We start from the raw sequence: 26,006 nt of genomic DNA on the forward strand, positions 1-26,006 counted from the left end.
CTATTATGGCAGAAATTAAAGATTACCAATTATTTATAAATGGTGAATGGAGAACATCTACTTCAGGTGAAACAATTGATATTGTAAGTCCATCAACCGAAGAAGTAGTAGCACGTGTGCAAAATGGAACAGCAGAAGAAGCTATCGAAGCTTTAGAAGCTGCCGATAAAGCACAAAAAGAATGGAAAAAATTACCTGCTAGAGAAAGAGCAGATTTACTGTACAAATTAGCTGACGAAATTGATGCGAATAACGAATCTCTTGCACAACTTTTAGTAAAAGAACAAGGAAAGTTATTGAAAGTAGCGCGTTTCGAAGTCCAAGTAACAGCTTCTTTTATCAGATATGCATGTGAAGGAGCAAGAAGAATTGAAGGAGATATCATTCCTTCGGATAATCCTAATGAGCAAATTTGGATCCAAAAAGTACCTAGAGGTGTTGTAGTTGCAATTACTGCTTGGAATTTCCCACTTGCCTTAGCTGGTAGAAAATTGGGGCCTGCTTTGGTAGCTGGTAACACTATTGTTATCAAGCCTACATCTGAAACTCCTCTAGCAACATTGGAATTGGGAGATTTGGCTAATAAAGTAGGTATTCCTGCAGGAGTAATCAACATCTTAACTGGTCCAGGACGTGCAATGGGTAACGCACTTGTTGAAAGCCCATTATGTAAAATGGTAACAATGACTGGATCCACTCCAGTAGGTCAGCAAATTGCGAGAAATGCTGCTGACAACCTTACACATGTTCAATTAGAACTTGGAGGAAAAGCTCCTTTTATAGTTTTTGAAGATGCTGATATTGACGCAGCAGTAGAATCTGCACTGCATTCTAGATTTGACAACTGCGGACAAGTTTGTACTTGTAACGAAAGAATGTATGTTCATGAGAATATTTATGATACTTTCATGGAGAAATTCTTAGCAAAAGTTGCTGAAATAAAAGTTGGTGATCCGATGCTAGAAGAAACAGATATGGGACCAAAAGTGAATGGAAATGAATTAAAGCACATGGAGCACTTGGTAGAAGTAAGTGTTAAAGAAGGTGCTACTATTGCCGCGGGAGGAAAACGACCAGAGGGTGCTGAATTCGAAAAAGGATTTTGGTTTGAACCTACTGTTTTAACCGGAGTTACTCAAGATATGACTATTGTACATGAAGAATCTTTCGGACCTATACTACCTGTTTTAAAATTTAATTCTTTTGAACAAGTGATTGAATTCGCAAACGATTGTGAATACGGTTTAGCTGCCATGGTATTCACGAACGATATGAATACAATTATGAAATGTAATGATGAGCTTGAATATGGTGAGATCTACGTAAACAGAGGTCATGGTGAGCAGCATCAAGGTTTCCATAATGGTTATAAACTTTCAGGATCTGGAGGTGAAGATGGTAAATATGGTTTTGAACAATATTTAGAGAAAAAGACATTTTACATCAGACACAAAGCTTAATCCTATTCTTAAAAAAATATTATTATGAGTACAAAAATATCAAAGGTAGACGTAAAACTATTTACCGTTCCATTACCTGAAGTAATGGCTGATGCAAAACATGGTGATCACTATCATTTTGAATTGATCACTACTACCATTACTTTGGAAGATGGTAGCGAAGGAACTGGATATACCTATACAGGTGGAAAAGGAGGTTTTGCAATAAAAGCCATGATTGAGCATGATTTTTCAGAGGTTTTAATCGGAAAAGATGGTACTGACATTGATGGATTATATGATTTCATGGAATGGCATGTTCACTATGTAGGACGTGGTGGTGTGGCTTCATTTGCAATTTCTACCATTGATATCGCCTTATGGGACATCAAATGTAAAAAAGCAGGTCAGCCGCTATGGAAAATGGCAGGTGGTGCTGGTAATACTTGTAAAGCATACTGCGGAGGTATCGATTTGATGTTCCCTATCGAAAAGCTATTGAAAAACATGGAAGGGTATTTAGCTAAAGGTTTCAATGCTGTAAAAATCAAAATAGGTAGAGAAAACCTGCAAGAAGATTTAGACAGAATCAAAGCCGTAAGAGAATATATTGGGCCAGATGTTACTTTCATGGTGGATGCCAACTACTCTATGACAGTAGAAAAAGCTATCAAAGCGATTGAAGGATTCAAACAATATGACATTACCTGGTTTGAAGAACCAATCATTCCTGATAACTACAAAGGTTTTGGAGAAATTGTTGATGCCACGGGATTCCCTTTAGCCATGGGAGAAAACCTCCATACAATTCACGAATTTGAATATGCTTTTGATCAGGCAAAACTTTCATTTGCTCAACCAGACGCTTCCAATTGTGGAGGAATTACAGGATGGTTAGCAGCCGCCAGATTAGCGGACAAACATGGTATACCAGCTTGTTCACATGGTATGCAAGAACTTCATGTAAGTTTGGTTTCTGCACAACCAAATTCAGGTTGGCTAGAAGTGCATAGTTTTCCTATTGATGAATACACAACCAGACCATTAGTTGTAGAAAACTATAGAGCCGTAGCACCTGACTATCCGGGAGTAGGTGTTATTTTTGATTGGGAGAAACTCGCTCCTTTTGAAGAAAAATAAATTACTAAACTTAAACCAATAAAATGAGTATACATATTTCAGACTTTGGAGAAGTTCAAGGCGAAAAAATAAAACAATACACCATTGCTAATGCAAACGGTGTAGAAGTGAAAATCATCAATTTTGGCGCAACTATCACTTCTTTAAAAGTTCCTAACTCTAGTGGTGTAATAGAAAACATTGCTTGTGGATTTGACACATTAGAAGGGTATTTTGACACCACCTACCTAGAAAACTCTCCTTATTTCGGGGGAACAATTGGAAGGTATTGCTCTCAAATTAAAGATGCAAAATTTACTCTAAATAACCAGGAGTACACCTTAGCAAAAAACTGTGGTGAAAACAATCTACATGGTGGAAAGCAAGGATTTGACAAAAGGGTTTGGCAATCGAGAGAAATAGATAACGGAGTTGAAATGACTTTGCTTAGCAAAGACTTAGAGGAAGGGTATCCAGGAGATGTGGCTACTACCGTCACTTTTACACTTAGCAATACGAATGAGTTACGCATTGACTACAAAGCTTCTACGACCAAAGACACTCCTATTTCCTTAACTAATCATACTTACTTTAATCTCGACGGATTTGCTTCTACTATTGAAAAACACGTGGCAAAAGTAAACACCAACAAAAGACAAGTGATGGATGAAACTGGAGCTGGAACGGGAGAAATTGTTGATATTTCGAATCAAGCCGATGATTTAACAAAAGGAAAAATAATTGGTGATGTTCATAGTGAAATTAATGATGGTTTTGAACATTTTTACACATTTGAAAATCCTACTTTTGAGTTAATTGAAGTAGCTCAGGTAGCATCAAATGAATCAGGAAGAACCTTAACCATTTATAGTAAAGAACCTTGTATGCTCTTATATACGGGTAAATACACTTCTGATGAAATCAAAAGGGAAAATGGAGAACAATATGGAAAATTCCGTGGTTTCTGCTGCGAAACTCACAGATATCAAAACGGACCCAATATTCCCAACTCACCAAAATCTATAACATCAGCGGGAGAAGAATTTGAAAGTACCACGATTTTTAAATTTGAATGGTAATCTAGACAGAGTATAAAAAAACGAATTAATTAAACTTAAAATTATTATATGTTAACAGGTGTATTATTTGCAATTCTTGCAGGATTATTATTAGGCTTATATGCCTTACCAGAGAAATTCACAAAAGACTTTGAATTTGAAAACACATGGAGTATGTTTTTCGCTATCAACACTTTTGTAGTTCCGAACATTGCAGCTTTTCTATTAATCGATGGATTTTCTGATGTTCTAGCCGCAATTCCTTCCAACGTCTTAATTGGAATGATTGTATCTAGTATTGCATGGGGAATTGGAGCCATGATGTGGGGAAAAGCAATTAACCATATCGGTCTTTCCTTAGGTTTTTCAATTTTCATTGGAACCATCATTTTAGTCGGGTCACTGATCCCATTTTTTATTGGTGGAATCCCAGCTAGTAATGTATTCCTAACAATCTTAGGTGGTTTAGTAGTTGTACTAATCGGGGTCATGGCAAACGGAAGAGCAGGAATTATTCGTCAGCAAGATGAAGAAGCAGAGAGTTCTGAAAAGTCAAGCAAAGGTGGATCAATTGTAACCGGAATCACGATCGCTATTGTAGGTGGATTGCTTGCTACCGGATTTAGTTTTGCTAACTCTTATGGAGCAGAAATCATTGATCAGGCTTCACAAGCGCAAGGGAATGCCTCTTGGAAAAGTGCCATTGCCGTGATGTATGTCATCTATATGGCCGGTGGTGTTGCCATTGCAGTTTATTTTATACAACAATTATCTGCAAAAAAACTTTGGGGAAAATTCAAAACACCTCACCTAGGAAAAAACATTGCCCTAACAAGTATCATGGGAGTTTTCAATTTCGCCGCTTCTGTAGTTTTTGCATATGCAGCATTTAAGCTTGGTAAAGAACTTGGTGGTAGTGTTGGTTATGCTATTTTCAACACTGCGTGCGTAGTTACGGCCATCGTAAGTGGATTGATAACAAAAGAATGGGCCAAAGCATCTCTTAAAGCTAAAAACTCTTTATATTTAGGATTGGCATGTATGGTTATTGGTATCGTAATTATAGCTTACTCAAATACACTCGCTTAAACACAAATTAAAATAAAACGAACAAAATGAACAAAATGAAATTTTTTATTCCTGCAATCATTGGATTAGCATTATTCTCATGTGAGAAAAAAGCTGATTGCATTCATTCTCATGAAGATCATGAAAAAGTAGTATTATCAGATGAAAAACAAGATTTTCTAGGAATCACTAACAAAGATAAATTAAGTGCCGCCTCAAAAAGAGCATTGCTTTGGGACGACGAATTAATCTATGGAAATGAATGGTTTTTCCAATACCAAACCTATGATTTAAAAGGTGATTTTGCATATGAAGAAGGAGTCGTAAGAAGAGATCCAAGTGCTATCATCAAACATGATGGTAAATACTATACTTGGTTTAGTAGAAGTACAGGACCTTCTCAAGGTTTTGGAGGCGATGTTGTTAAGGACAAAGTATTTCCTTGGGACAGATGTGATATTTGGTATGCAACCTCAACAGATGGTATTACTTGGAAAGAAGAAGGAGTTGCCGTTGCAAGAGGAAAGGCTGGTGAATATGACGATCGTTCTGTTTTCACAGTGGAAATCATGAAACACGAAGACATGTATTACCTATGCTACCAAACGGTAAAGAACCCTTACAGTGTTCGTGTAAAAAACCAAGTAGGTTTAGCTTGGTCTAAATCACCTAATGGACCTTGGACAAAAAGTAAAGAACCAATATTAAGCCCTGCCGACAACGGTATTTGGAAAGGGGAAGAGCAAGATAGATTTGCTGTAGAAAAAAAGGGAGATTTTGATAGTCATAAGGTACATGATCCATGTATCATTCCTTACAAAGGGAAATTCTACCTTTACTATAAAGGAGAACAAATGGGTGAAGCTATTACGTTTGGTGGACGTCAAATTAGACATGGGGTTGCTATAGCCGATAACCCTAAAGGACCCTACGTGAAATCTCCATACAATCCAATAAGTAATAGTGGTCATGAAATTTGTGTTTGGCCATACAATGGAGGAATCGCTTCCTTAATCACAACGGATGGACCGGAGAAAAACACAGTACAGTGGTCTCCTGATGGAATCAACTTTGAGATTAAAGCAGTAGTAAAAGGTGCACCACATGCCATCGGTTTAAACAGAACGGCTGACAACGAAAAAGAACCAACTGAAATTTTACGTTGGGGATTAACACATGAATATAAAAACTATAACTATCAATATATTAGAGGATTTAAAACTTCTAGAATGCAACACCACACCGCAAAAGGAGTTGTAAAAAAAGGAAGTAAATTTTCTGTAAAAAATCAAAAATAGAATTTTCTATTTTATTAAAAAAGGCTGTCGTTTGACAGCCTTTTTTTTTAGTCTAATCTATCTGAATACAAGTCAACACATATGATTTGACCAAACACAACTCATGCTACTAAAAATCGCTCCTATATTTTAAACTATTTATTATGTTATCTGGCCAAACAAAAAAACTAAATGGTTCCGTAGATAACGGAACCTAATTTCAAAACAATCTCCATTGTATAGAATGTAGTATCATAAACTATACAAAAATTTATCAACCATCTGTTTCCCTTTGAAAATCATCTGTTTCTTTAAACCACAAAATTCTTGATTAGTTTTGAACTAGTAAAAACTACATCATGAAAAACTTAATAAATACTTTATTAGCTTGCATCCTACTTCAAACATTGTATGCACAGAACCCATTAGTAACCCATTTATATACAGCAGACCCAACAGCTCGTGTATTTGACAACAAATTGTATGTCTACCCTTCTTGTGACGCAATCCCACCAAAGGGGGTAAAAGCTCCAAAATTCTGTATGCCTGGTTACCATTCGTTCTCCCTAGAAAACGGAAACACATGGAAAGACCATGGAAGTATTTTGGATCAAAATGACGTTCCTTGGGGAAAGAAAAACTCCTATGGGATGTGGGCCCCTGACTGCATCAAAAAAGGCAATACCTATTATTATTACTACCCTGCTCAACCTAAGGATGAAAGTGCCTTTAGACGTATCGGTGTAGGAACCTCTAAATCACCTACAGGACCTTTTAAATGGGAGAAAGAATACATAAAAGGTCTCGATGGAATTGATCCAGGATTGTTATTAGATGATGATGGGAAAGCTTATATTTTTTATGCTGGTGGAAGGACATTGAAGGTAGCCAAACTAAAAGACAATATGAAGGAAATTGACGGAAGTGGAATAAAAGTAAAAGGCTTACCCGCTGGTTATGTAGAGGGTCCATTTCCATTAAAACATGAAGGAAAATATTATCTGACTTTTGCCCATGTCTTTCCGCAAGAAGGATATACAATTGCATACGCAACTAGCGACAAACCAATGGGTCCTTATCAATATCAAGGAAAAATCATGGATAATATTGGAAACGGAACAAACCATCATTCCATTGTCAAGTACCAAGATAAATGGATTTTATTTTATCATTGGTGGGAAATTAGTGGCTACAACAAACTGCGTTCCATGAGAGCTGACTATATGGAGTTTAAGAAAGATGGGACCATCAAAAAAGTAAAACCAACGTTAAGAGGCATTGGAACTCCAAAAGTAAATGACACCATTCAAATAGATCGGTATAGTGAAATCTCATCAGCTAAAACAGCATTTGTAGGAGGAAACGAACCAAAAGGATGGATGGTTTGTGATACCAAAATGATGGGTTATGTAAAATTTAACCGTGTTGATTTTGGTGATGGTGAGGCTAAAAAAATTAAGGCAAGAGTTGCATGTGGGCAAAGAAATGGGAGTTTCGAAGTTCGATTAGGGCACTTCAAAGGTAAACTAATTGCTACTTTTCCAGCGGAATTTACCGGGGGATGGAACCAGTGGAAAACTATTGAAACCGATATCACAGAAAAAATTACTGGAATAAAAAATATAGTTGTGGTGTTTAAATCTGACTGGGGAGCCGACAAAGTTGTGAATCTAAACTGGTTACTATTAGAGTAAAAAGGATCTACACCAAGATAAAAACACATTCGTATTAGTTTATTGAACATTTGTAGACGGTTATATGTATTATATACGGTTATTTTTGTAGCTTTCGCTTGCCATTCGTGCATTTGAACATAAAAATAAACTTTATCTTATTCAAAACTCAACAATGAAAAAAAATGTGTTCTCAATAGCAACTCTGATAATAGCTGTTTTCATCAGTATATCAAGTTTTGCTCAAAATCAAAACTTCAACAAGTCCTGGTTGTTTTTCAACGCAGAAAGTGAAGGAGCCGAAACGATGGCGTTCAATGACTCCAAATGGAGAAAATTAAATTTACCACATGATTGGGCTATTGAAGGTCCATTCGATGAGAAGTACAATGCGCGATGTGGAGGATTGCCCTTTCACGGAACTGGATGGTATCGTAAACACTTCACAATGCCTACAGAAGCAAAAGGGAAAACAATCCGTATTGAATTTGAAGGAGCTATGTACGATGCACATGTGTGGGTGAATGGAACCTTTGTTGGAAATCGTCCTTTTGGATATATAGGATTTGAATTTGATATAAGCAATGAATTAAAATATGATGGTTCTGATAATATCATAGCGGTAAAGTTGACTCCAAAGGATTTATCTTCTAGATGGTACCCTGGTGCAGGAATCTACAGATCTGTTTGGCTAAAAATTGATGAACCAGTGCATGTTGGTCAATGGGGATCATATATAACTACTCCTACAGTGACAGAAAAACTTGCTGTGGTTCAAAACGAAACTACAGTTCAGAATAAAAGTAGCAAAAACGTAAAAGCAACTGTGAATCATGAATACTTTGATCCCAATGGAAAAAGTGTTGCAAAAAACACTGACGAAATTGTAATCGCCCCAAACTCCTCTACCGTATCTGCGGTATACAATGATATTAAAAACCCAATGCGATGGGATATTGACAGTCCAAATCTATATAAACTAGTTACTACTATTGTGCAAGAGGGTAAAACTGTAGACACTTACGAAACTACTCTTGGTTTACGTTCTATCTTTTACAGTGCAGAAGGTTTTTTCTTGAACAATAAAAAAGTTAGGTTTAACGGTGTATGCTTACACCATGACAATGGAGCTTTAGGTTCGGCTGTATACAAAAGAGCTGATCAAAGAAAATTACAAATAATGAAAGATATGGGGGTTAATGCAATTAGAACAAGCCATAACCCACCTTCCCGTGAATTTTTAGAAGTTTGTGATGAACTTGGTTTGTTAGTTTTGGATGAGGCTTTTGATACATGGAATATTGAAAAAGTACCTAATGGATACAATGTGTTTTTTAAAGAATGGGCTGAAAGAGACATCAAAGATATGGTTCGTAGAGATCGTAATCACCCTTCTATTATCATGTGGAGTACAGGAAATGAAATAAAAGAACAAAGCGATAAAAAAAATGGTTGGAAAGTAGCTAAAATGTTACATGAATACTGCAAAGAGATTGATCCTTCTAGACCTACAACTTTTGGAATGAATAATTATTCAGCTCCGTATCGTTTTAACTTTGCACAACAGGCAGATATAGCTGGTGTAAATTACAAACCTTCTAAATATAGTGAGATTATCGGTAACTACCCTGAAATGCCTATTTACGGATCAGAAACATCAAGTTGCACGAGTAGTAGAGGTGTATATCATTTTCCAATAGAAAAATACAAACATCACGAATCATTACATGTAACAAGTTATGACATTGTTGGACCACCATGGGCCTACCCTCCTGATATTGAATTCCACTTCCAAGAAAAAAACCCTACTGTTATGGGAGAATTTATTTGGACTGGTTTTGATTATCTAGGAGAACCAACCCCGTATGGAGGGAAGGATAACTCAACAAATGGATACTGGAATGGAGACTGGCCTTCTCATGGTTCTTATTTTGGTGCAGTGGATTTATGTGGATTTCCTAAAGACAGATTTTTCTTATACCAAAGTCAATGGAGTTCTAAACCTATGATACACCTTTTACCTCACTGGAATTGGCAAGGTATGGAAGGACAGACAATACCCGTTTATTGTTACACCAATTGTGATGAAGCAGAGTTGTTCGTTAACGGGAAGTCAATGGGAAGAAAAGTAAAAGGAAAAGATCTTACAGAAATTCTAGTTGACTTTATGAGATATGAACCTAAAACATTCAAATCTAAATATCGTTTGTCTTGGGATGTTCCTTATCAAGCTGGGACTATAAAGGTAATCGGTTATAAAGATGGTAAACAAATACTAGAGGAATCTATAACCACTGCAGGAAAACCAGCTAAAATTCAATTATCAGTAGACCGAAAAGAAATAGACGCCGATGGTAACGATTTATCTTATGTAACTGTAAAAATCCTTGACAAAAACGGTAATATGTGTCCCCTTGCAGCTAATGAAGTAAACTTCTCTGTAAGAGGAAATGGTTCACTTGTTGGAGTGGATAATGGAAACCAAATAAGTTTAGAACCTTTTCAAGCTAAAAAAAGAAAAGCATTTAATGGAATGTGTTTGGCAATTTTAAAATCTACAGAAAAATCAGGAAAAATAACACTTTACGCTAAATCTAAACAATTAAAAAGTGCAAAAGTTACTATTGAAACTAAATAATAAAAAAATGAATCAAAAACTCTCTCCTTTTAAAATTTTATTGTTCTTCTGTGTTGTAAATTCCTTTTTAGGTACTGCACAAAAGAAAAACCCAAATATTGTTTGGATTGTATCTGAGGACAACTCTAAGCATTATATGAAACTATTCGATGAAAACGGTGTAGAAACTCCAAGCATTGAGAACTTAGCTAATCAAGGTGTTATTTTTACGCATGCATTCTCAAATGCGGCGGTATGCAGTGCTGCAAGGTCTACCTTGATCGCTTCCTCTTATGGTCCAAGATTGGCGACACATTATCATCGTAGAATGGCAAAAGTTGAAATGCCAGATGGTGTTGAAATGTTTCCTGCGTATCTAAGAAAAGCAGGATATTATACGACCAATTGTGCTAAAGAAGATTATAATATTATCAAGGAAGATAATGTTTGGGATGCATCCTCTAAAAAAGCATCTTGGAGAAATCGCAAAGAAGGCCAACCTTTCTTTCATGTATTCAATATTGCAACTACCCATGAAAGTAGAATGCATTTTAGCAGAGAAGATATGAAGGCAGGAACTAAAAATGATCAAAAAAATGTTTTTGTACAGCCTAACCACCCTCAAACAGGACTATTTAAATACTCAAACGCTAGATACCATGACAAAATTCAAGAAATGGATTCTGAAGTGGGTGCCGTTGTAGCAGAATTAGAGAAAGATGGTTTGCTAGAAGATACCTTTATTTTTTACTATGGCGATCACGGTGGGGTTCTACCAGGCAGTAAAGGGTACATAAACGAAATGGGAGTTCATGTTCCTCTAGTTGTTTATATTCCTGAGAACTACAAAAACTTGGTTTCGGTAAAAGCAAACACCAAAGAAGATGGTTTTGTGAGTTTCGTTGATTTCGGAGCAACAGTATTAAATTTAGCTGGTGTCAAAACCCCAAAAGGAATGGATGGTATCCCTTTCTTAGGAAAAGGTGTTTCTGCAAAAGATCTATCTAAGCGTGATGAAACTTTTAGCTATGCGGATCGTTTTGATGAAAAATATGACATGGTGCGTGCTGTAAGAAAAGGTAAATTCAAATACACTAGAAACTACCAGCCTTTTAATTTTAACGGTCTGATGAATAATTATCGATACAAACAACTAGGATACCAACAATGGAGTAATTTTTACAACAAAGGTAAACTTAATGATATTCAAGCACAATTTTACGAACCAAAACAACCTGAAGAATTGTATGATGTTGAAAAAGATCCTTTTGAAACAAAGAATTTAGCTCAGCTTCCAGAATACCAAGAAACCTTAAAATCACTAAGAAAAAATCTAAACAAACGCATTGCAAAAATGCCAGATTTAGCGTTTTATCCTGAATTTTACTTGATCAACAATGCTTTTGATAATCCTGTGAAATTTGGACAAAAACACAAAAAAGACATCAAAAATTATCTAAAAGTAGCCAATTACAGTCTTTTTGAATTTAATGAAGTTGAAGAAAAACTAAGAAAAAGTCTTACGTCAACGGATCCTTGGGAAAGGTATTGGGCACTTATAGATTGTAGTGTTTTCGGTGAGGAAGCAGATACTTTTAAAGATCTAATTAAACAGATTGAACAAAATGACAGTGAATTAATCAATCGAGTTCGCGCCTCTGAATACCTAGGGCTTACAGGACTGTCAAATCCTGTTGCATCCATGACTAATTGCTTGTATAATTCAAATGACGGAGGAGAAGCACTTCTAATTCTAAATTCTATTGTTTTAATGAGTGATGGTGGAAATAAATATAAATTTCAACTGGACAAAACAAAGTTAAAGAAAAATGCTCTAGATGAGCCACAGGTTTTAAGACGTTTAGAATATCTAATTAAATCATAAAACTAGAATAACTAGAAAAGGAAACTCTATTCTTTTTCTAGTTTTTTTTTTGAAATCTACTCAAAACAGGAAACATGAAACATCTTTTATTATCATTAAACTTACTTTTTTTGTCGGTCATAGGCATCGCTCAAAACCAACCCAATGTAATTGTTATTTTAGCTGATGATATAGGTGTTGGAGATCTCTCGCACTACAGAAGACTACATTCAGATAACATTATACTTGAAACACCAGCCTTGGATAAACTAGCTAAAAGTGGAATGATGTTCACTAAAGCCAATGCCCCGGCCGCTTTATGTGCTCCTTCAAGATACGCTATCATGACAGGTAACAGTTGTTATAGAAGTCCCTATCCATGGGGTGTTTGGGGGTCATTTCAGGCTTCCCCAATAAAAGACAACCAACTTACATTAGGTAGACTCATGCAAAAAGCTAACTATACTACCGCATTTTTAGGAAAATGGCATCTTGGAGGTGATTTTTTAGAAAAGGGAAGCGACTCTAAAATATACAGAGGTAATAGAGCTAAACCTGAAACAAATGTAGACATCACAAGAATGATTAACGGACCTCAACAAAAAGGATTTGATTATAGCTTTACATTGCCTGCAGGAATTCAGGATTATCCATATGCTGTTTATGAAAACGGAACTATGATGCCTTTGAAAGAAGACTCTAAAGTAGCATATATTTCTCAGGAAAACATGACTAAAATTGGGGTAAAACTTGATAAACTAGAAGGACTTGGTGATAGTAATTGGGATCCTCATCACATAGGTCCTTTGCTGATTGGCAAGGCTGTAAATTTTATTGAAAAAAATGCAAACAAAGACAAACCATTTTTCATGTATTATTGCTCGCAAGCAGTGCATAAACCTCATGCTCCTCCAGCGTATTTAAATGGTAAAAAAATTGCTGGCACTACTCCTTCAAAACATTTAGATATGGTGAAAGAGCTTGATGTTCAAATAGAAATGATGGTTGCATCTTTAAAAAAACAAGGAATTTATAAAAATACTTTAATTATTTTCACTTCAGACAATGGTGGTTTGATGATAAAACAAACTTTAGCATCAGGACACAAACCTAGTGACATTTATAGAGGTGGTAAAAATCAGGCTTTTGAAGGAGGTTATAAAGTACCTTTTATTGCTAGTTGGCCCGATAAAATTAAGTCTAAATCAAAATCTGATATTCCAGTTCTAGGCTTAGACATAATGGCAACTCTTGCAGCTCTAACGAATCAAAAAATCCCAGAGGGACAAGCTATGGATTCCTCTAACCTTCTACCTCTTCTTCTCAAGAAAGACAAACAAAAAATTCATCCATATATCATGGTTCAAAGTGGTACCGGAAAGGAAGTAATGATTCTTAAAGAGAGATGGAAATTAATTATTAAGTTGGATAAAAAAGACAAGACAGATAAAACAAGAACTCCAATTGCTCTGTTTGACTTAGAGAAAAATCCAACAGAGAAAAAGAATCAAAACCTAATAAACTCTCCTAAATACAAAGAGTTAATTGCGGAGTTATTTAAAACATACAACGAGACTAGAGACAGTAAAATAAAAACTGCTATTCGATAGTTGAACCACAAAACAAAAGGGAATCGAATAATTTCGATTCCCTTTTCAAACAACAACCAATTGATAGACTAAAATTACTTCATATATTTTAGCCCCACTCAATGTCTTTATCAATTGTTCAAGTAAAACAATTGATGTCTATCTTTATTATTTATTACATATAGAAATGGTTTCTCGTTTTTGTCAAACCAAATAACATCTCGAACATCTCTGTTAGCAAAAAGTCCTGATTTTTTAGATGCTACATATTTGAATTCTCCAGCACCATTACCTTTTAATACCACACCAATACCTGCATCAGACTTTGTCGTTTCAACTTCTGATTGATAATTATTCCCAGCCATTAACAAGTCTTTCTTCCCATCTTGATCAAAGTCATGATAAACGATACTGTTTATTGGAAAATATTGTGCTTGATTAGGAAAAGGTTCGAATTTAAATTTATTGTTTTCGTTTATAAAAACACCTGATCTAAATTCATTTGCTTCATAATGCAATGCCGATTTAATTCCAGGTCCAACAATTCCGGCCAAATCAGAATTGGCAAATTTTTGATAAGATTTTATCTTATTTTTTAAATGCGGTAACTGTTGAGTTGAACAACTCTTTCCTCTAACCGGAACCTGTTTGTTTTTATATTCCTTTGCTAAAAAAACATCTTCTATTCCGTTAAAATCAAAATCACTTGTATACACATGAAATGGTTTTTTCTTTGATGCTTTAAATTTATAATTCAATCCAAGGTTACCTGCAACAATATCTAAATCTCCATCATTATCAATATCCTCTACCAAAATTTTATTCCACCAACCTTTGGTACTACTCAATTCAGAATAGGCTTCGCTTTTCACCAACTGTTTCTTTTTATTTAAAAATACTTCGAGACCCATCCATTCTCCGCAGACTACTAAATCAAAAAAACCATCTTTATTTATATCTACCCATTGCGCCGCCGTGACCATGCCCAAGTCAAGAAATCCTGGAGCTAATTCTTTTGTTTTAATTTGAAATTTACCATTGTTGTTAACCAACAAATAACTTTCTGGCGCATAAGGATATTTACCAGGAATAACTCTTCCTCCAATAAACAAATCCATATCACCATCCTTATCGTAATCTTCAGAAACTACAATAGATCCAGAATTATTTACAACAGGAATTAAATTTCTAGACTTGTAAAAGCCTCCTAACCCATTATTTAAATACAAACGATCTGAAAGCAATTCAGAATTTTCTTCAAATTCATAACTACCACTTACTACATACAAATCTAAATCACCATCATTATCAGCATCAAAAAATGTTGCAGCAGTATCTTCATAAGCACGATCTTCTACAAAAGCATTAATTTTCTTCTCCTTCAAATCATTTTTCTTTGTACCTATCAACATTTTTCCTGGTTGGGTATGTCCACCTCCAACATACAAGTCATCAATACCGTCTCCATTTACATCTCCCTTAGCTAGACACGGACCGGTTTGACTTAATTTATGTGGTAACAAAACTTGTTTATTATAGTCATTAAAATAAGGGTCTTGATGTATCTCATTTGCTTTTTTCTCTGTAAACAACTTTTGATCATCATTTTTCACGCTATTTACAACTCGAGCGTTCTTATAGTTTAAAACGATATGTTGGTTCACTTTTATATTCTTTAAAAGCTGTGATGTACCGTCCAACCATTGAACCTCTAAGCTCTTAATACCTACACCCTTTTTAACACCAAAATTTAGTTTATTAGACACTGATGATAAAAAACCTCTAGTATTTGTTAATTGCCTTACTTGAACAGAATTATCTGAAAGGTGAATCTTTACTTTTGCACCCGAACCAAATTTATTCGTCTCTGGACCGTTTAACGAAATAGATAAAAACCCTCCTAGTTGTTGTTCTACAGCGTTATTTTTTAACAATGTTGCCTTTTCATTTATATTATTTACAACAATGTCTAAATCTCCATCGTTATCTAAATCGGCATAAATAGCACCATTTGAAAATGTTGGTTTGGTATCATTCCAAGAATCAGATGTATTTTCAAAAGTTAAATCACCATTATTCTTAAAAAAATAATTGTTTAACTTTTGCTGTGGTAACATTTTTGTAAACTGCAAGAAATCTTCTGCAGTAGGTTTTCTTCCATTTTTTCTTAAAATGGAAAGAATTTTATTATTGGTATCTCTATCAATTACATCTCTATAAACCCCATTGGTTATATAAAAATCATTGAAACCATCTAAGTCAAAATCCGCTGACAAGATGGACCAACTCCAATCTGTGTTAGCAATACCTGCCATTTTGCTTATTTCACTAAAATTCTTTTGCCCGTTATTTAATTGCAACATATTATGCATGTATTGATAATGATATCCATTTTCAACCATGGCCTCAAAGTTTTCAATGGAAGTCATTCCCATCGTTGTTTTTGATCTAATATAATCTTCTGGGTTCATATCCAAAGTCATCAAATCTTCTAACCCATCGTTATTTATATCTGCATAATCGCTTCCCATACTATTAAAAGACATATGCTTAAAATACGTATCTCTAGATTCAACAAATCCTCCATTTTGATTATTGATATAGACTAAATCCGGATAATTAAAGTCATTACAAACATATAAATCTAACCAACCGTCATTGTTTAAATCACCTACCTGGGGATTCAAGCCAAAACCTAAATCTGTAATTATACCCGACTTTTTTGAAACATCTGTAAAATGTCCGGTTCCATCATTTTCATATAAACGATCGTTTCCTTTTAAGGCAGCATTTTTCGAGTTTTTATCAGCACTTCTTAAATCTAAAATTTTTATTTTCCCTTCAATATCAGGAGAATTGGAAACATAAACATCCAAATCATTGTCATTATCATAGTCAAAAAAGGTTGTTTGTATGGTACGGTTATCATCCGCAATACCAAGTTCTTTTGCACTTTCTGTAAATGTTAGATCTCCATTATTGATAAATAATAAATTTGCAAACTTTCCTCCTTGATGCTTCCAACCACCTCGTGAAACATATATATCCAGCAAACCATCTGCATTGACATCTACCATCGTTACCCCAGTATCAAAGCCTTCTTTATGATGTATCCCAGCACTTTCTGTTATGTCTTTAAACTTTAAGTCACCTTGATTCAAAAAAAGTTTATTTTCTCCTGTATTAGATGTAAAAAATAAATCAATCAACCCATCATTATTTATATCCCCTGCGGCAACACCCCCACCTATATACAAGTACATATACTTGTAATAATTTGTTTTCACATCCTCTTTTAAAATATTTGAAAAATTCAAACCAGATTCCCCCGAAGTAACATTGGAAAACATTTTTTGTTTTTTAAGACTTTCTTTTTCCTGCGTTTTCGTGCAAGCGCATAAAAAAAAGAGTGATAAAAAAAAGAGAAAAAGTTTTCTAATATGTAGTGAGGTATACTTCATTTTGTGATTCATTTATTTAAAGACTAAATGTATATTTTTTTTGAAAAAAAGATGCATAGATTCAATGAATATTAAATAGAAACGGCAAGAATCCCAAGATCCTTACCGTCTCAATCAAACCAAATTAATCGAATGTCTTTATTCTCCTAATCCAGGTAATAATTTTATTTGAGCCGCAGGAATAGGTGCAAAATAATTCTCAGTTCCTAAAGAACCAATAATTGGATTTTGAACCGCTATAATTCCTCCATTTTTATTATCTGGCGTAACTTGAGGATCTCTATTTCCAAGTGCCTCGGCTACCTTTTCTTTTCTCACCAAATCATTCCAACGTATCCACTCACCAGCTAATTCCCATTTTCTTTCTGTAAAAGTCAAATCAGCTAAATCTCCAGAAGTAACATCTTGATATGTCAATCCTGCAATTGGATTACCCTCAGCATCTAATTGTGGCACTGCGGTTGGAACTGCTGTAGCATAAGGCAAGCCTGCTGCTCTACGTCTTACCATATTCAATGCTTCCCAAGCTTCCGCCGATGCGCCTCCTACTTCACCTGAAGCTTCTGCATAAATCAACAACACTTCCGCATATCTCATATAGAAATCATTTCTACTTGTAAAGAATACTCCTAAAGGAACATCTAAATCCGGTCCTACGATTTTCTTAAATACAGGTGTCACTTGATCATTAAAATTCGTCCAATCTAAATCAGTTCTGTAAGTTGCTTCTTTTCTTGCTCCTTCTGGAAAATCCTCAAAAAATCTAATCTCAGCAAAAGTTTCACCCCAACCTTTAAGGTCTCCAGGCATTCCCAAACAAGCAAACTTACCATTTTGAGTACCACAAGGTTGACAGTAAGCAATAGTCCATGTACTTTCTTTATTAAACCTATTATCCATTGTCCAAAGGTTCTCTAAATTACTTTCCAATTCAAATCCATGAGACGCACTATTATCAATTACTTCTTTCGCCGTAGATTGTGCTTTGGCATATTTAGTATTGTCTTTAACCGGGAATCCTGCCCAATCCATATATAAACGTGCTAATAACGATTTAGCCGAACCTTTATTTGGTCTAGGAGCACCATCTTCTACACCAGGATAAATTACTGGTAACAAAGCCACCGCTTGATTTAAATCTCTTTCAATTTGCTCGTACACCTCAATCTCAGAAGAAAGTTTTATGTCGTAATCAATTTCTGGAGTTGTAGGTAATGCAATTTTCCCATGCACACGTGCTAAATGAAAAAACATTGCACCACGTAAAAAATATACCTCACCTAAAAGTCTTTGCTGTACCTCAGGATCCTCTAATGTAATTCCTTCAATGTTTTTTAATACATTGTTTGCAGCAGCAATCATTCCATAAATGTTATTCCAATTCTGAACAGTTCTACCATTTGCGTTGGATATACTTCTTTGATCAAATTCTCTAAAATCTGCCTTGTTACTAGTTTTATGAGTAGTCATATCATCACCACTCCAACCATTCACATAGAACGTAGACCACATGGACGCATTTCTTAATTGTGCATATATTCCATTTACACCTAAGTCTAATTCAAATATTGAACTATATGCTCCAGGAGCTAATCTAATCTCTGTTGGATCCTCTTCTAAATCTACACAACTTTGAAGAGAAACAGTCAAGATGCAAATAGAGGCAATAGCAGCCATAAACATCTTAAATTTTCTATGAATATTTAATTTTATCATCTTTGTATGTTTTTAGTTTGGTTATTAAAGTTGGAATTTTGCTCCGATAGAAAAAATTCTAGGATTTGGATACGCTCCGGCATCAATACCAACTGCACTATCTGTATTTGCTGGATTTACAGCTACATCCGCAGGTCTAGAACTTAATTCTGGATCATACCCTGAATATTGAGAGATCAAGAATAAATTTTGACCACCCCCATATATTTTCAAAGTTTCAATTCCTTTAATATTTCTAAAAGTATAACCAATATTTAAGTTACTTAATCTTATGAAATCACCTTTTTCAACATATCTGGTAGACCCATAAACATTTTCTCCAGTTGCTGGAATATCTGTTTCATTAGTAGGTGTCCATTGATTTAATTGCTCTGGATGCATATAACTTCTTTGGTTTCCTGAAGCTCCAACTATAATTGCTCTTGTAGTATTATAAACATCAAATCCATGAACTCCCTGAATGAAAAGGTTTATATCCCAATTCTTGTAGGTAAACGTATTGTTGAAACCCCACATAAAATCTGGTGTACCATTTCCGATAGCTCCAATAACTTTTTCGTTATTATCATCAAGTAAATACTTAGCGTCACCTGGCACTGCAATCGGATTACCAGTATCCGGATCTAATGGAATGTTATCCGTAGATTTCCATGTTCCTAAAAAAGTAGCTCCTTGGAATTGTCCTAATGGCTCCCCTACTTGAATAATATTCCAAATATCTCCTTGACCATCTGTACTTTGGAAAGTTCCTTGAATTTCAGTTTTTCCGTCATATAGACTTATTACCTCATTCTTAATCTTAGACATCGTTAAATTAGCGTCCCATCTAAAACTATCAGTATCAATAAAATTAGCTCCTAAAGTAATATCAAACCCTGTATTTTGAACCTCACCAACATTTTGAATCTGACTGATGTTTACACCCGCTAATGTTTCAGGAATTGGTACATTCAATAATAAATCTGTTGTATTCTTTTTATACCAATCTAAACTTAAACTGTATTTGTTATTTAAAAATCCTAAATCAACTCCTACATTCAACTGAGTTGTTGTTTCCCAAGTAGTATCTGGGTTTCCAATCCCTGCAATTGTAGATCCTTGAACAGGAGCAGGCAAACCGTTAAAAGAATATTTTTGATTGATACTAACTTCTGGGAAAGTACTGTAGGCATTGATATCTTGATTTCCTACTTGTCCCCATCCTGCTCTAATTTTTAAGTTACTCAAAACATCGCTATCAGCAACAAAGCTCATATTGCTAAAACTGTATGATGACGCGAATGAGTAAAATGTACCTGTTTTATTATCTCCTTGAAATCTAGAAGAAGAATCTGAACGAACCGTACCTGTTAAGAAAAAGATTTTATCCCAATCGTAACCAACTCTGGCCATAAAAGAAGAAATCCCTGTCTCAACTTTATTGTTTGAGATACTATATCCTTTGTTTAACTCAGCAAAATAAAACCCTGCTGGACCAATTAAATCATTTGCTCCGTATGCATTATATCTTGACTCTCCTTTTGAAAATTCATAAACACCAGTCGCTACAACATTGTTCTTTCCAAATGACTTCTTCCAAGTTAAGATATTACTTACTTGATAATTTGTAGTCTTAAAACTACTAAAGTTAGCATCTGGTGCTTCAAAATCCATTTTAAGATTTTCGTTCGTGATACCAATTGTGCTTGCTCCTGCTACAACAGAAAAATTCAACGATTCAACAATATCATAACTTAAGTTGAAATTCACATTCAATCGATCCTCAATTTTTTGAAGATCACTCAAGTTCAATCTATGAATTGGATTGTAGTTAAGAGATGCCAATTCTCTAGTAGAGCGCTCATTGTTCATTCCTGCATCATTTACCAATGGTGTTGTAGGATCCCAAGCAATGGCGTGTGTTACCAAAGTACCTTGATAACGACCAAATTGTTCGATATCATTGATTGTTTTACCTCTACTTGCATAAATATTACTTCCAACTTTAAACTTATTCGTAATTTTTGCATTCACATTAGAACGAATAGAAAATCGTTGATATCCAGTAGTTTGAACAACACCTTCTTGGTTTAAGTAGTTTCCAGAAACAAAATAATTAAAATCTTCTGTTCCTCCACTCATAGAAAGTTGCAAGTTGTGACTTATCGCTGTTCTAAACAATAAATCTTGATAATTTGTACCTCCTGACTGTGCTAGTTCGTCTATTTCTGACTGTGGAATAAACTCGCTTCCTCTTTTTAAATTTTCAATTCTAGCAAAGTTAGCAGCATCTGCTCCTAAACTTTCTAACATTTTTGGAACAGTTGAAAAAGAAGTAAAGTAATCTACATCCATTTTAGATTTCCCAGAACCTTTCTTAGTAGAAATTAAGATAACTCCATTTGCTCCTCGAGATCCATAAATAGCTGTTGCAGAAGCATCTTTTAATACTTCCATAGAAGCGATATCATTTGGGTTGATCGTTGAAAGATCTCCTCCAATAATTCCATCTACTACAACCAAAGGATCATTGTTTCCTGTTATTGAATTCGCACCACGAATCCTAACTTTAACAGGTCCACCTGGTGTTCCTGACTGTTTAGCTACGGAAACCCCGGCAGCTCTACCTTGTAAAGCGTCTTCTACCCTAGCTAATGGTTGATCTTCAAAACTTTTTGCACTAATACTAGAAATAGATCCTGTAACATCTGATTTCTTCACTGTTCCGTAACCAACAACAATCACCTCATCTAAAGTAGCTGAATCTGGTTCTAATGCAACTGTAATACCTGTTCCATCACCAATAGAAACGGTTTTTGATTTGAATCCCATATAAGAAACAATAATTGTTGTAGCACTTAATGGAGCCTCCAAAGAAAACTTACCATCAAAATCTGTAGTTCCTCCAACACTTGTTCCCTGCACCATGACAGAAGCTCCAGGTAACGGTCCGCCTGTATCATCTAAAACAGTTCCAGAAACAACTTTTGTTTGCTGAATAGCTGCCGTTGTCAAAGGCTTAGAAGGGTTGTTTAATAGCACAATTTGTTTGTCAACTATCTCATAAGAGATTTTAGTTTTATCAAACAAATTATCTAGAATTGTAAATACCAATTCATTTTCTACATTCACAGAAACTTTTCTGTTGTAGTCAACTTCATTGTCATTATATAAAATCTTAAATTCTGTCTTCTCTTCAATCTCAAGCAATACATTTTCAATGGTTACATTATCCAAATCCATGGAAATTTTAGTCAATTGAGAATAGGTATTCGCTTGTATTTGAAAGAGTGATATAATAAATAGATAAACGGTTAATTTCATCTTTAAATCAAACTTTAAGGCATAGGGGAATCGTTCTCCTACATTAATGAGATTTTTCATACTTTTGTTATAAGGTTTAGTGGTTAAAAAAAATCACTACATTTTCAATCGGGTTATGTTCCAGCATTTCCCGGTTTTTTTTTATAAATGTAGTTCTGTGGCAAGTAAAATTGGTTAAGTCATAAAAAGTAGTTTATTGGTTAAGTTTAGTTAAATTATTTAATTTGAATTCTATCACCGTTAATCACATAGGTTAATTTGTAATTTTTATCAAACGATTGTAGAACTTGTTCTATGGTTTCAACATCAAAAGTTGCAGTAAACGATTGGTTCGCTAGTCCCTCGTTGGAATTCGTGATCTGTACATTATAATGTCTTTCTAGCTTTTTTAAAATATCACGAAACTGCATGTGCTTAAATCTTATTTTCCCATACCTCCAATCCGTATAAATTGAGGTATCAACTTTTTTGATTTTTATCACTTCAGATCCCTTTTTCCAGGTAGCTTTTCTGCCTGGTTTAAGAGCTACACTATTTTCTTTACTATACACATCACCTTTGCTATATAAAGAAACCGCTCCTTCCACCAAAACAGTATTTACCTGTTTATCTTCTTCATAAGAACTTACATTAAAAGAAGTTCCTAAAACTCGAATATTTAATTTATCCGTTGCTACTATAAAAGGATGTTTTGGATCTTTTGTCACATCAAAAAATGCTTCTCCATGTAAAAACACTTCCCGTTTTTTACCCTCTATAAATGCCACGGGATATTTCAATGTAGACCCTGCATTCATATGAACCTTAGTTCCATCAGACAATTCGATTTGAAAAGTTTTTCCGTAAGGGACAGATAAAACATTATAGACTAGCTTTTTCGCAATATGTTCTTTTTTGACAGTTTTATAATCTAATTGTTTTCCAATCTGTTTTCCGATTACCTTTCCTTCTGAATCAACCAACGTTTTCGTTCCATCTGCTGAAATAACCTCAACTTGACCATTATCTAATTTTAATAAAACATCTTTCTCATCAAAAACAAAATCCTCTTGAGTTAAATCAATGGACGATTCAATTTTTTCGGGTTCATTATTGTAAAAATAATACACCGACAAAGAAAGAACTAAAACTGCGGCAATTCTTGAAATTTGTAACCAGTAGCTTTTTTTAGGAGTTGGCTGTAACTTTAAAAGTAAATTTTCCCAATCCTCATTTTTAGTTTCCTCTATTTTTTTAATTTTCTTTTCTCTCCGCTTGATAAACTCCCCTTCCTCTAATCGAGATAAAATTTCTTTGGCGTCTTTTTCATTATAAAACTCAGAGATCTCCTGAGAATCAACCTTTTGTTTATTCAGTTTAGCCTTGGCAATTATTTTTGCCATTCGAGAAATTTTATGAACAGAATTATTTTTCATAGCAATTTAAGGTGCCTATCGGACACGTTACATTACTAAGACGATAAAAAATCAAAAGGGGGTGAAAAAAAAAAAAAAAAAAAAATTAATTAAAAATAAATGCAATAAAAACATAAGCACCATTTAACATCGGTCTTAATTTTTGGTAAGCAATTCTTTTTTGTGTTTTAACCGTATTTATGGAAACGGATAACTCTTCGGAGATTTGTTCATTTTTCAAACCTTTCAAACTTAACAAAATAATTTCCTTGCATTTATAAGGCAGAGTGTTTACTGCTTCATGCACGAGTCTAGAAACTTCTTCCATTAAAAGTTCTTTTTCAAAATAAGAATCGCTTTCCAAAATTGACATTTCTAAAGGCGACAATTCTCTTTTAATTGCAAACTCTTTACTTTTTAAATAATCTAAGCTTTTATTTCTTACAGAAGTGTAGAGGTAAGACTTGATGCTGTTTTGATTCGCAAAAACAACATCTTTTTCCCAAATTTTAATAAAAACATCTTGTACAATATCTTTCGCAATGCTCAGATCCTGCACATATTTTTCAGCAAAAATAATCAAAGACGTATGGTAAGATCCATACATATCTTTGAATTTATTTAAAGTTAGTTTCTGTTTGTTGTTGGGCTTCAATGTGGTTATTTTTTACAAAAATTTGGTCAGAACTTTGCTCAATAAAAGTAATTAAAAGATTCCTACTTGTCAAACCTAAATCTATCTAAGGCGACATTTCCACAAAAACAATGAGTTCTAAATAAACTAATAAACCCAGGTAATATGGTTAATTACATGGGTTTATTTTACTCATAAAAAAAATATTTTTTTCTTGTTTTTTTTTAATATGCCTCCCAAAAGTCATATTTTTCCCCCAAAGTATTCCCTTTTTTATCCTTTAATTCAATCGCTTTTTCAACCATCTCTCTTTTCATTGAATCTAATTTACTGCTGTATTCTGGTAAAAAGGATAGATCTGTTATCTCCCAAGGATCTTTCTTAAAATTAAATAATTGTGTCACTCTAGATCCTGCAATAAATTTCCCTCTTTTATAATGTTCTCCTTCTGATCTTACGTATTCAATTAATTTATAATCTCCCTTTCGATAGGCTCTTTGAAATTGTTTGTAGGCATGATAAGTATACGCTCGCACTTGTTCTTTTTCGCCATTTATAACTGGTAACATACTCAGTCCATCTACAGAAGTAGGAATTGGAATTTGCACTACATCGCAAATCGTAGGAAAAATATCATGTATATATGAATATGCTCCAAGTCTTTTTCCTGAATCAGGTGCTGCTCCACCAGAAATAACAAAAGGTACATGAATTCCATCCTCATCATACAAACTTTGTTTCCCCATCAAACCATGATTTCCAACTGCCAATCCACTATCTCCAGCTAATACAATCAGTGTATTATCATATTTACCTGATTTTTTCAATGCCTCTATCACTTTTCCTATTTGAGCATCTAAATGGGTAATAATTGCATAATAACTCGCCAAATGTTCTTTTGCAACCTCCTCTGTTCTAGGCCATGGAGCTAATGCTTCATCTCTTAAAACCATATCTCCGTTATCAAAAGGATGTTGCATTTGATAGGAAGGTGTCAATTCCATATTTTCTATTGGGTACATATCTCTGTATTCTTGGGGAGCTTGTCTAGGATCATGTGGAGCATGAAAAGCCAAATACATAAAAAAAGGGTCTCGTTTTTTATATTTTTTAATATAATTTACAGCATCTCTGGCAAATATTTCCGACGTATGGGGTCCTAGTTCCTCATTACCTGTAGGTCCTCTCTTATCTGTTTTTGCAATAGGTCTCTGAACCTCTTTTCCTTTGTCATCAAATTCTATTAAATAAGCATCTTTCTTTGGAAAAACACCTTTATGATCCCAATCCCAAAGTGGCATTCTGTAATGATCTGTTAAATAAACTCCAATCCCCATTATGTGATCCCCTGAATCAAATGAACGTGACAAGGAAGCTCTATCTTGATGCCATTTCCCTATTACATGAGAGCGATATCCAGATTTCCGAAAGGTTTCCCCCATCGAATGATGATCTAACGGAAGCTCTCTTCCTTTTCCTTTTAAATGAAACAACTGACGCCCGGTATGCAACATAGCCCTACTAGGCATGCAAGTAGCTCCAGAAAATGCTCCCATCAAATACGTATTTGTAAAAACTATCCCTTCTTTTGCTAGACCGTCAATATTTGGCGTTTTTACTGGCATTCCTCCAAGCTCATGAATACCGGTATATCTATGATCATCCGTATAAATAACAATCACATTTGGTTTTTTCTTTTTTTGAGCTTGTACTCCACTAAAAGAAATCAGAAAACACCCTAAAATCAAGACTCTTAAAAAATCAATTTTCATCATATAATATTTTTATAATTCG

The 26,006-nt window shown here is 34.6% G+C and carries 15 protein-coding genes; 9 read left to right on the forward strand and 6 right to left on the reverse strand.

From position 1 onward, the window contains the following. The first annotated feature begins 5 nt into the window (after window positions 1-5). From aldA to AC2DZ0_RS06830, 9 genes are all read left to right on the forward strand, one after another. Complete coding sequence (gene aldA / locus AC2DZ0_RS06790) at window positions 6-1,460, forward strand: aldehyde dehydrogenase (protein ID WP_152285429.1); 1,455 nt, start codon at window positions 6-8, stop codon at window positions 1,458-1,460. A 24-nt stretch (window positions 1,461-1,484) separates the two neighbouring features. Then, entirely contained in the window at window positions 1,485-2,579 is a 1,095-nt protein-coding gene (locus tag AC2DZ0_RS06795) for a mandelate racemase/muconate lactonizing enzyme family protein (protein ID WP_484644526.1), read from the forward strand. A gap of 23 nt (window positions 2,580-2,602) precedes the next feature. Then, a complete protein-coding gene (locus AC2DZ0_RS06800; RefSeq protein ID WP_484644527.1) occupies window positions 2,603-3,637 on the forward strand; it encodes an aldose epimerase family protein in 1,035 nt (344 codons plus the stop codon). A gap of 48 nt (window positions 3,638-3,685) precedes the next feature. After that, entirely contained in the window at window positions 3,686-4,705 is a 1,020-nt protein-coding gene (locus tag AC2DZ0_RS06805) for an L-rhamnose/proton symporter RhaT (protein ID WP_484644529.1), read from the forward strand. Window positions 4,706-4,731: 26 nt separating this feature from the next. Beyond that, complete coding sequence (locus AC2DZ0_RS06810; RefSeq protein ID WP_484644531.1) at window positions 4,732-5,982, forward strand: glycoside hydrolase family 117 protein; 1,251 nt, start codon at window positions 4,732-4,734, stop codon at window positions 5,980-5,982. Window positions 5,983-6,320: 338 nt separating this feature from the next. Further along, entirely contained in the window at window positions 6,321-7,655 is a 1,335-nt protein-coding gene (locus AC2DZ0_RS06815; protein WP_484644533.1) for a family 43 glycosylhydrolase, read from the forward strand. A gap of 154 nt (window positions 7,656-7,809) precedes the next feature. After that, complete coding sequence (locus tag AC2DZ0_RS06820; RefSeq protein ID WP_484644535.1) at window positions 7,810-10,272, forward strand: glycoside hydrolase family 2 TIM barrel-domain containing protein; 2,463 nt, start codon at window positions 7,810-7,812, stop codon at window positions 10,270-10,272. A gap of 7 nt (window positions 10,273-10,279) precedes the next feature. Further along, on the forward strand, window positions 10,280-12,136 hold the full coding sequence (locus AC2DZ0_RS06825; protein WP_484644536.1) for a sulfatase family protein: 1,857 nt from the start codon (window positions 10,280-10,282) through the stop codon (window positions 12,134-12,136). A 74-nt stretch (window positions 12,137-12,210) separates the two neighbouring features. Further along, window positions 12,211-13,725: a sulfatase family protein gene (locus tag AC2DZ0_RS06830; protein WP_484644538.1), complete on the forward strand. Its 1,515-nt coding sequence runs from the start codon at window positions 12,211-12,213 to the stop codon at window positions 13,723-13,725. Window positions 13,726-13,835: 110 nt separating this feature from the next. Here AC2DZ0_RS06830 and AC2DZ0_RS06835 read toward each other — a convergent pair whose 3' ends face one another. The 6 genes from AC2DZ0_RS06835 to AC2DZ0_RS06860 all read right to left on the reverse strand — a co-directional run bounded on the left by AC2DZ0_RS06835 (window position 13,836) and on the right by AC2DZ0_RS06860 (window position 25,987). Then, complete coding sequence (locus tag AC2DZ0_RS06835; protein ID WP_484644540.1) at window positions 13,836-17,054, reverse strand: VCBS repeat-containing protein; 3,219 nt, start codon at window positions 17,052-17,054, stop codon at window positions 13,836-13,838. Between the two features lie 249 nt (window positions 17,055-17,303). After that, window positions 17,304-18,881, reverse strand: a complete 1,578-nt coding sequence (locus AC2DZ0_RS06840; RefSeq protein ID WP_484492287.1) for a RagB/SusD family nutrient uptake outer membrane protein — start codon at window positions 18,879-18,881, stop codon at window positions 17,304-17,306. Window positions 18,882-18,905: 24 nt separating this feature from the next. Next, window positions 18,906-22,244: a TonB-dependent receptor gene (locus tag AC2DZ0_RS06845; RefSeq protein ID WP_484644541.1), complete on the reverse strand. Its 3,339-nt coding sequence runs from the start codon at window positions 22,242-22,244 to the stop codon at window positions 18,906-18,908. A gap of 155 nt (window positions 22,245-22,399) precedes the next feature. Continuing rightward, window positions 22,400-23,566 carry a FecR family protein gene (locus AC2DZ0_RS06850; protein ID WP_484644543.1) on the reverse strand — a complete coding sequence of 389 codons (1,167 nt, stop codon included), beginning with the start codon at window positions 23,564-23,566 and terminating at the stop codon, window positions 22,400-22,402. 118 nt (window positions 23,567-23,684) lie between these two features. Beyond that, on the reverse strand, window positions 23,685-24,233 hold the full coding sequence (locus AC2DZ0_RS06855) for an RNA polymerase sigma-70 factor (protein ID WP_484492290.1): 549 nt from the start codon (window positions 24,231-24,233) through the stop codon (window positions 23,685-23,687). 203 nt (window positions 24,234-24,436) lie between these two features. Next, the gene (locus AC2DZ0_RS06860) at window positions 24,437-25,987 is read right to left on the reverse strand and encodes a sulfatase family protein (protein WP_484492291.1); all 1,551 of its coding nucleotides are present in this window, start codon (window positions 25,985-25,987) and stop codon (window positions 24,437-24,439) included. Window positions 25,988-26,006: the final 19 nt, after the last annotated feature.

The organism is Flavicella sp. IMCC45668, assembly GCF_057219105.1.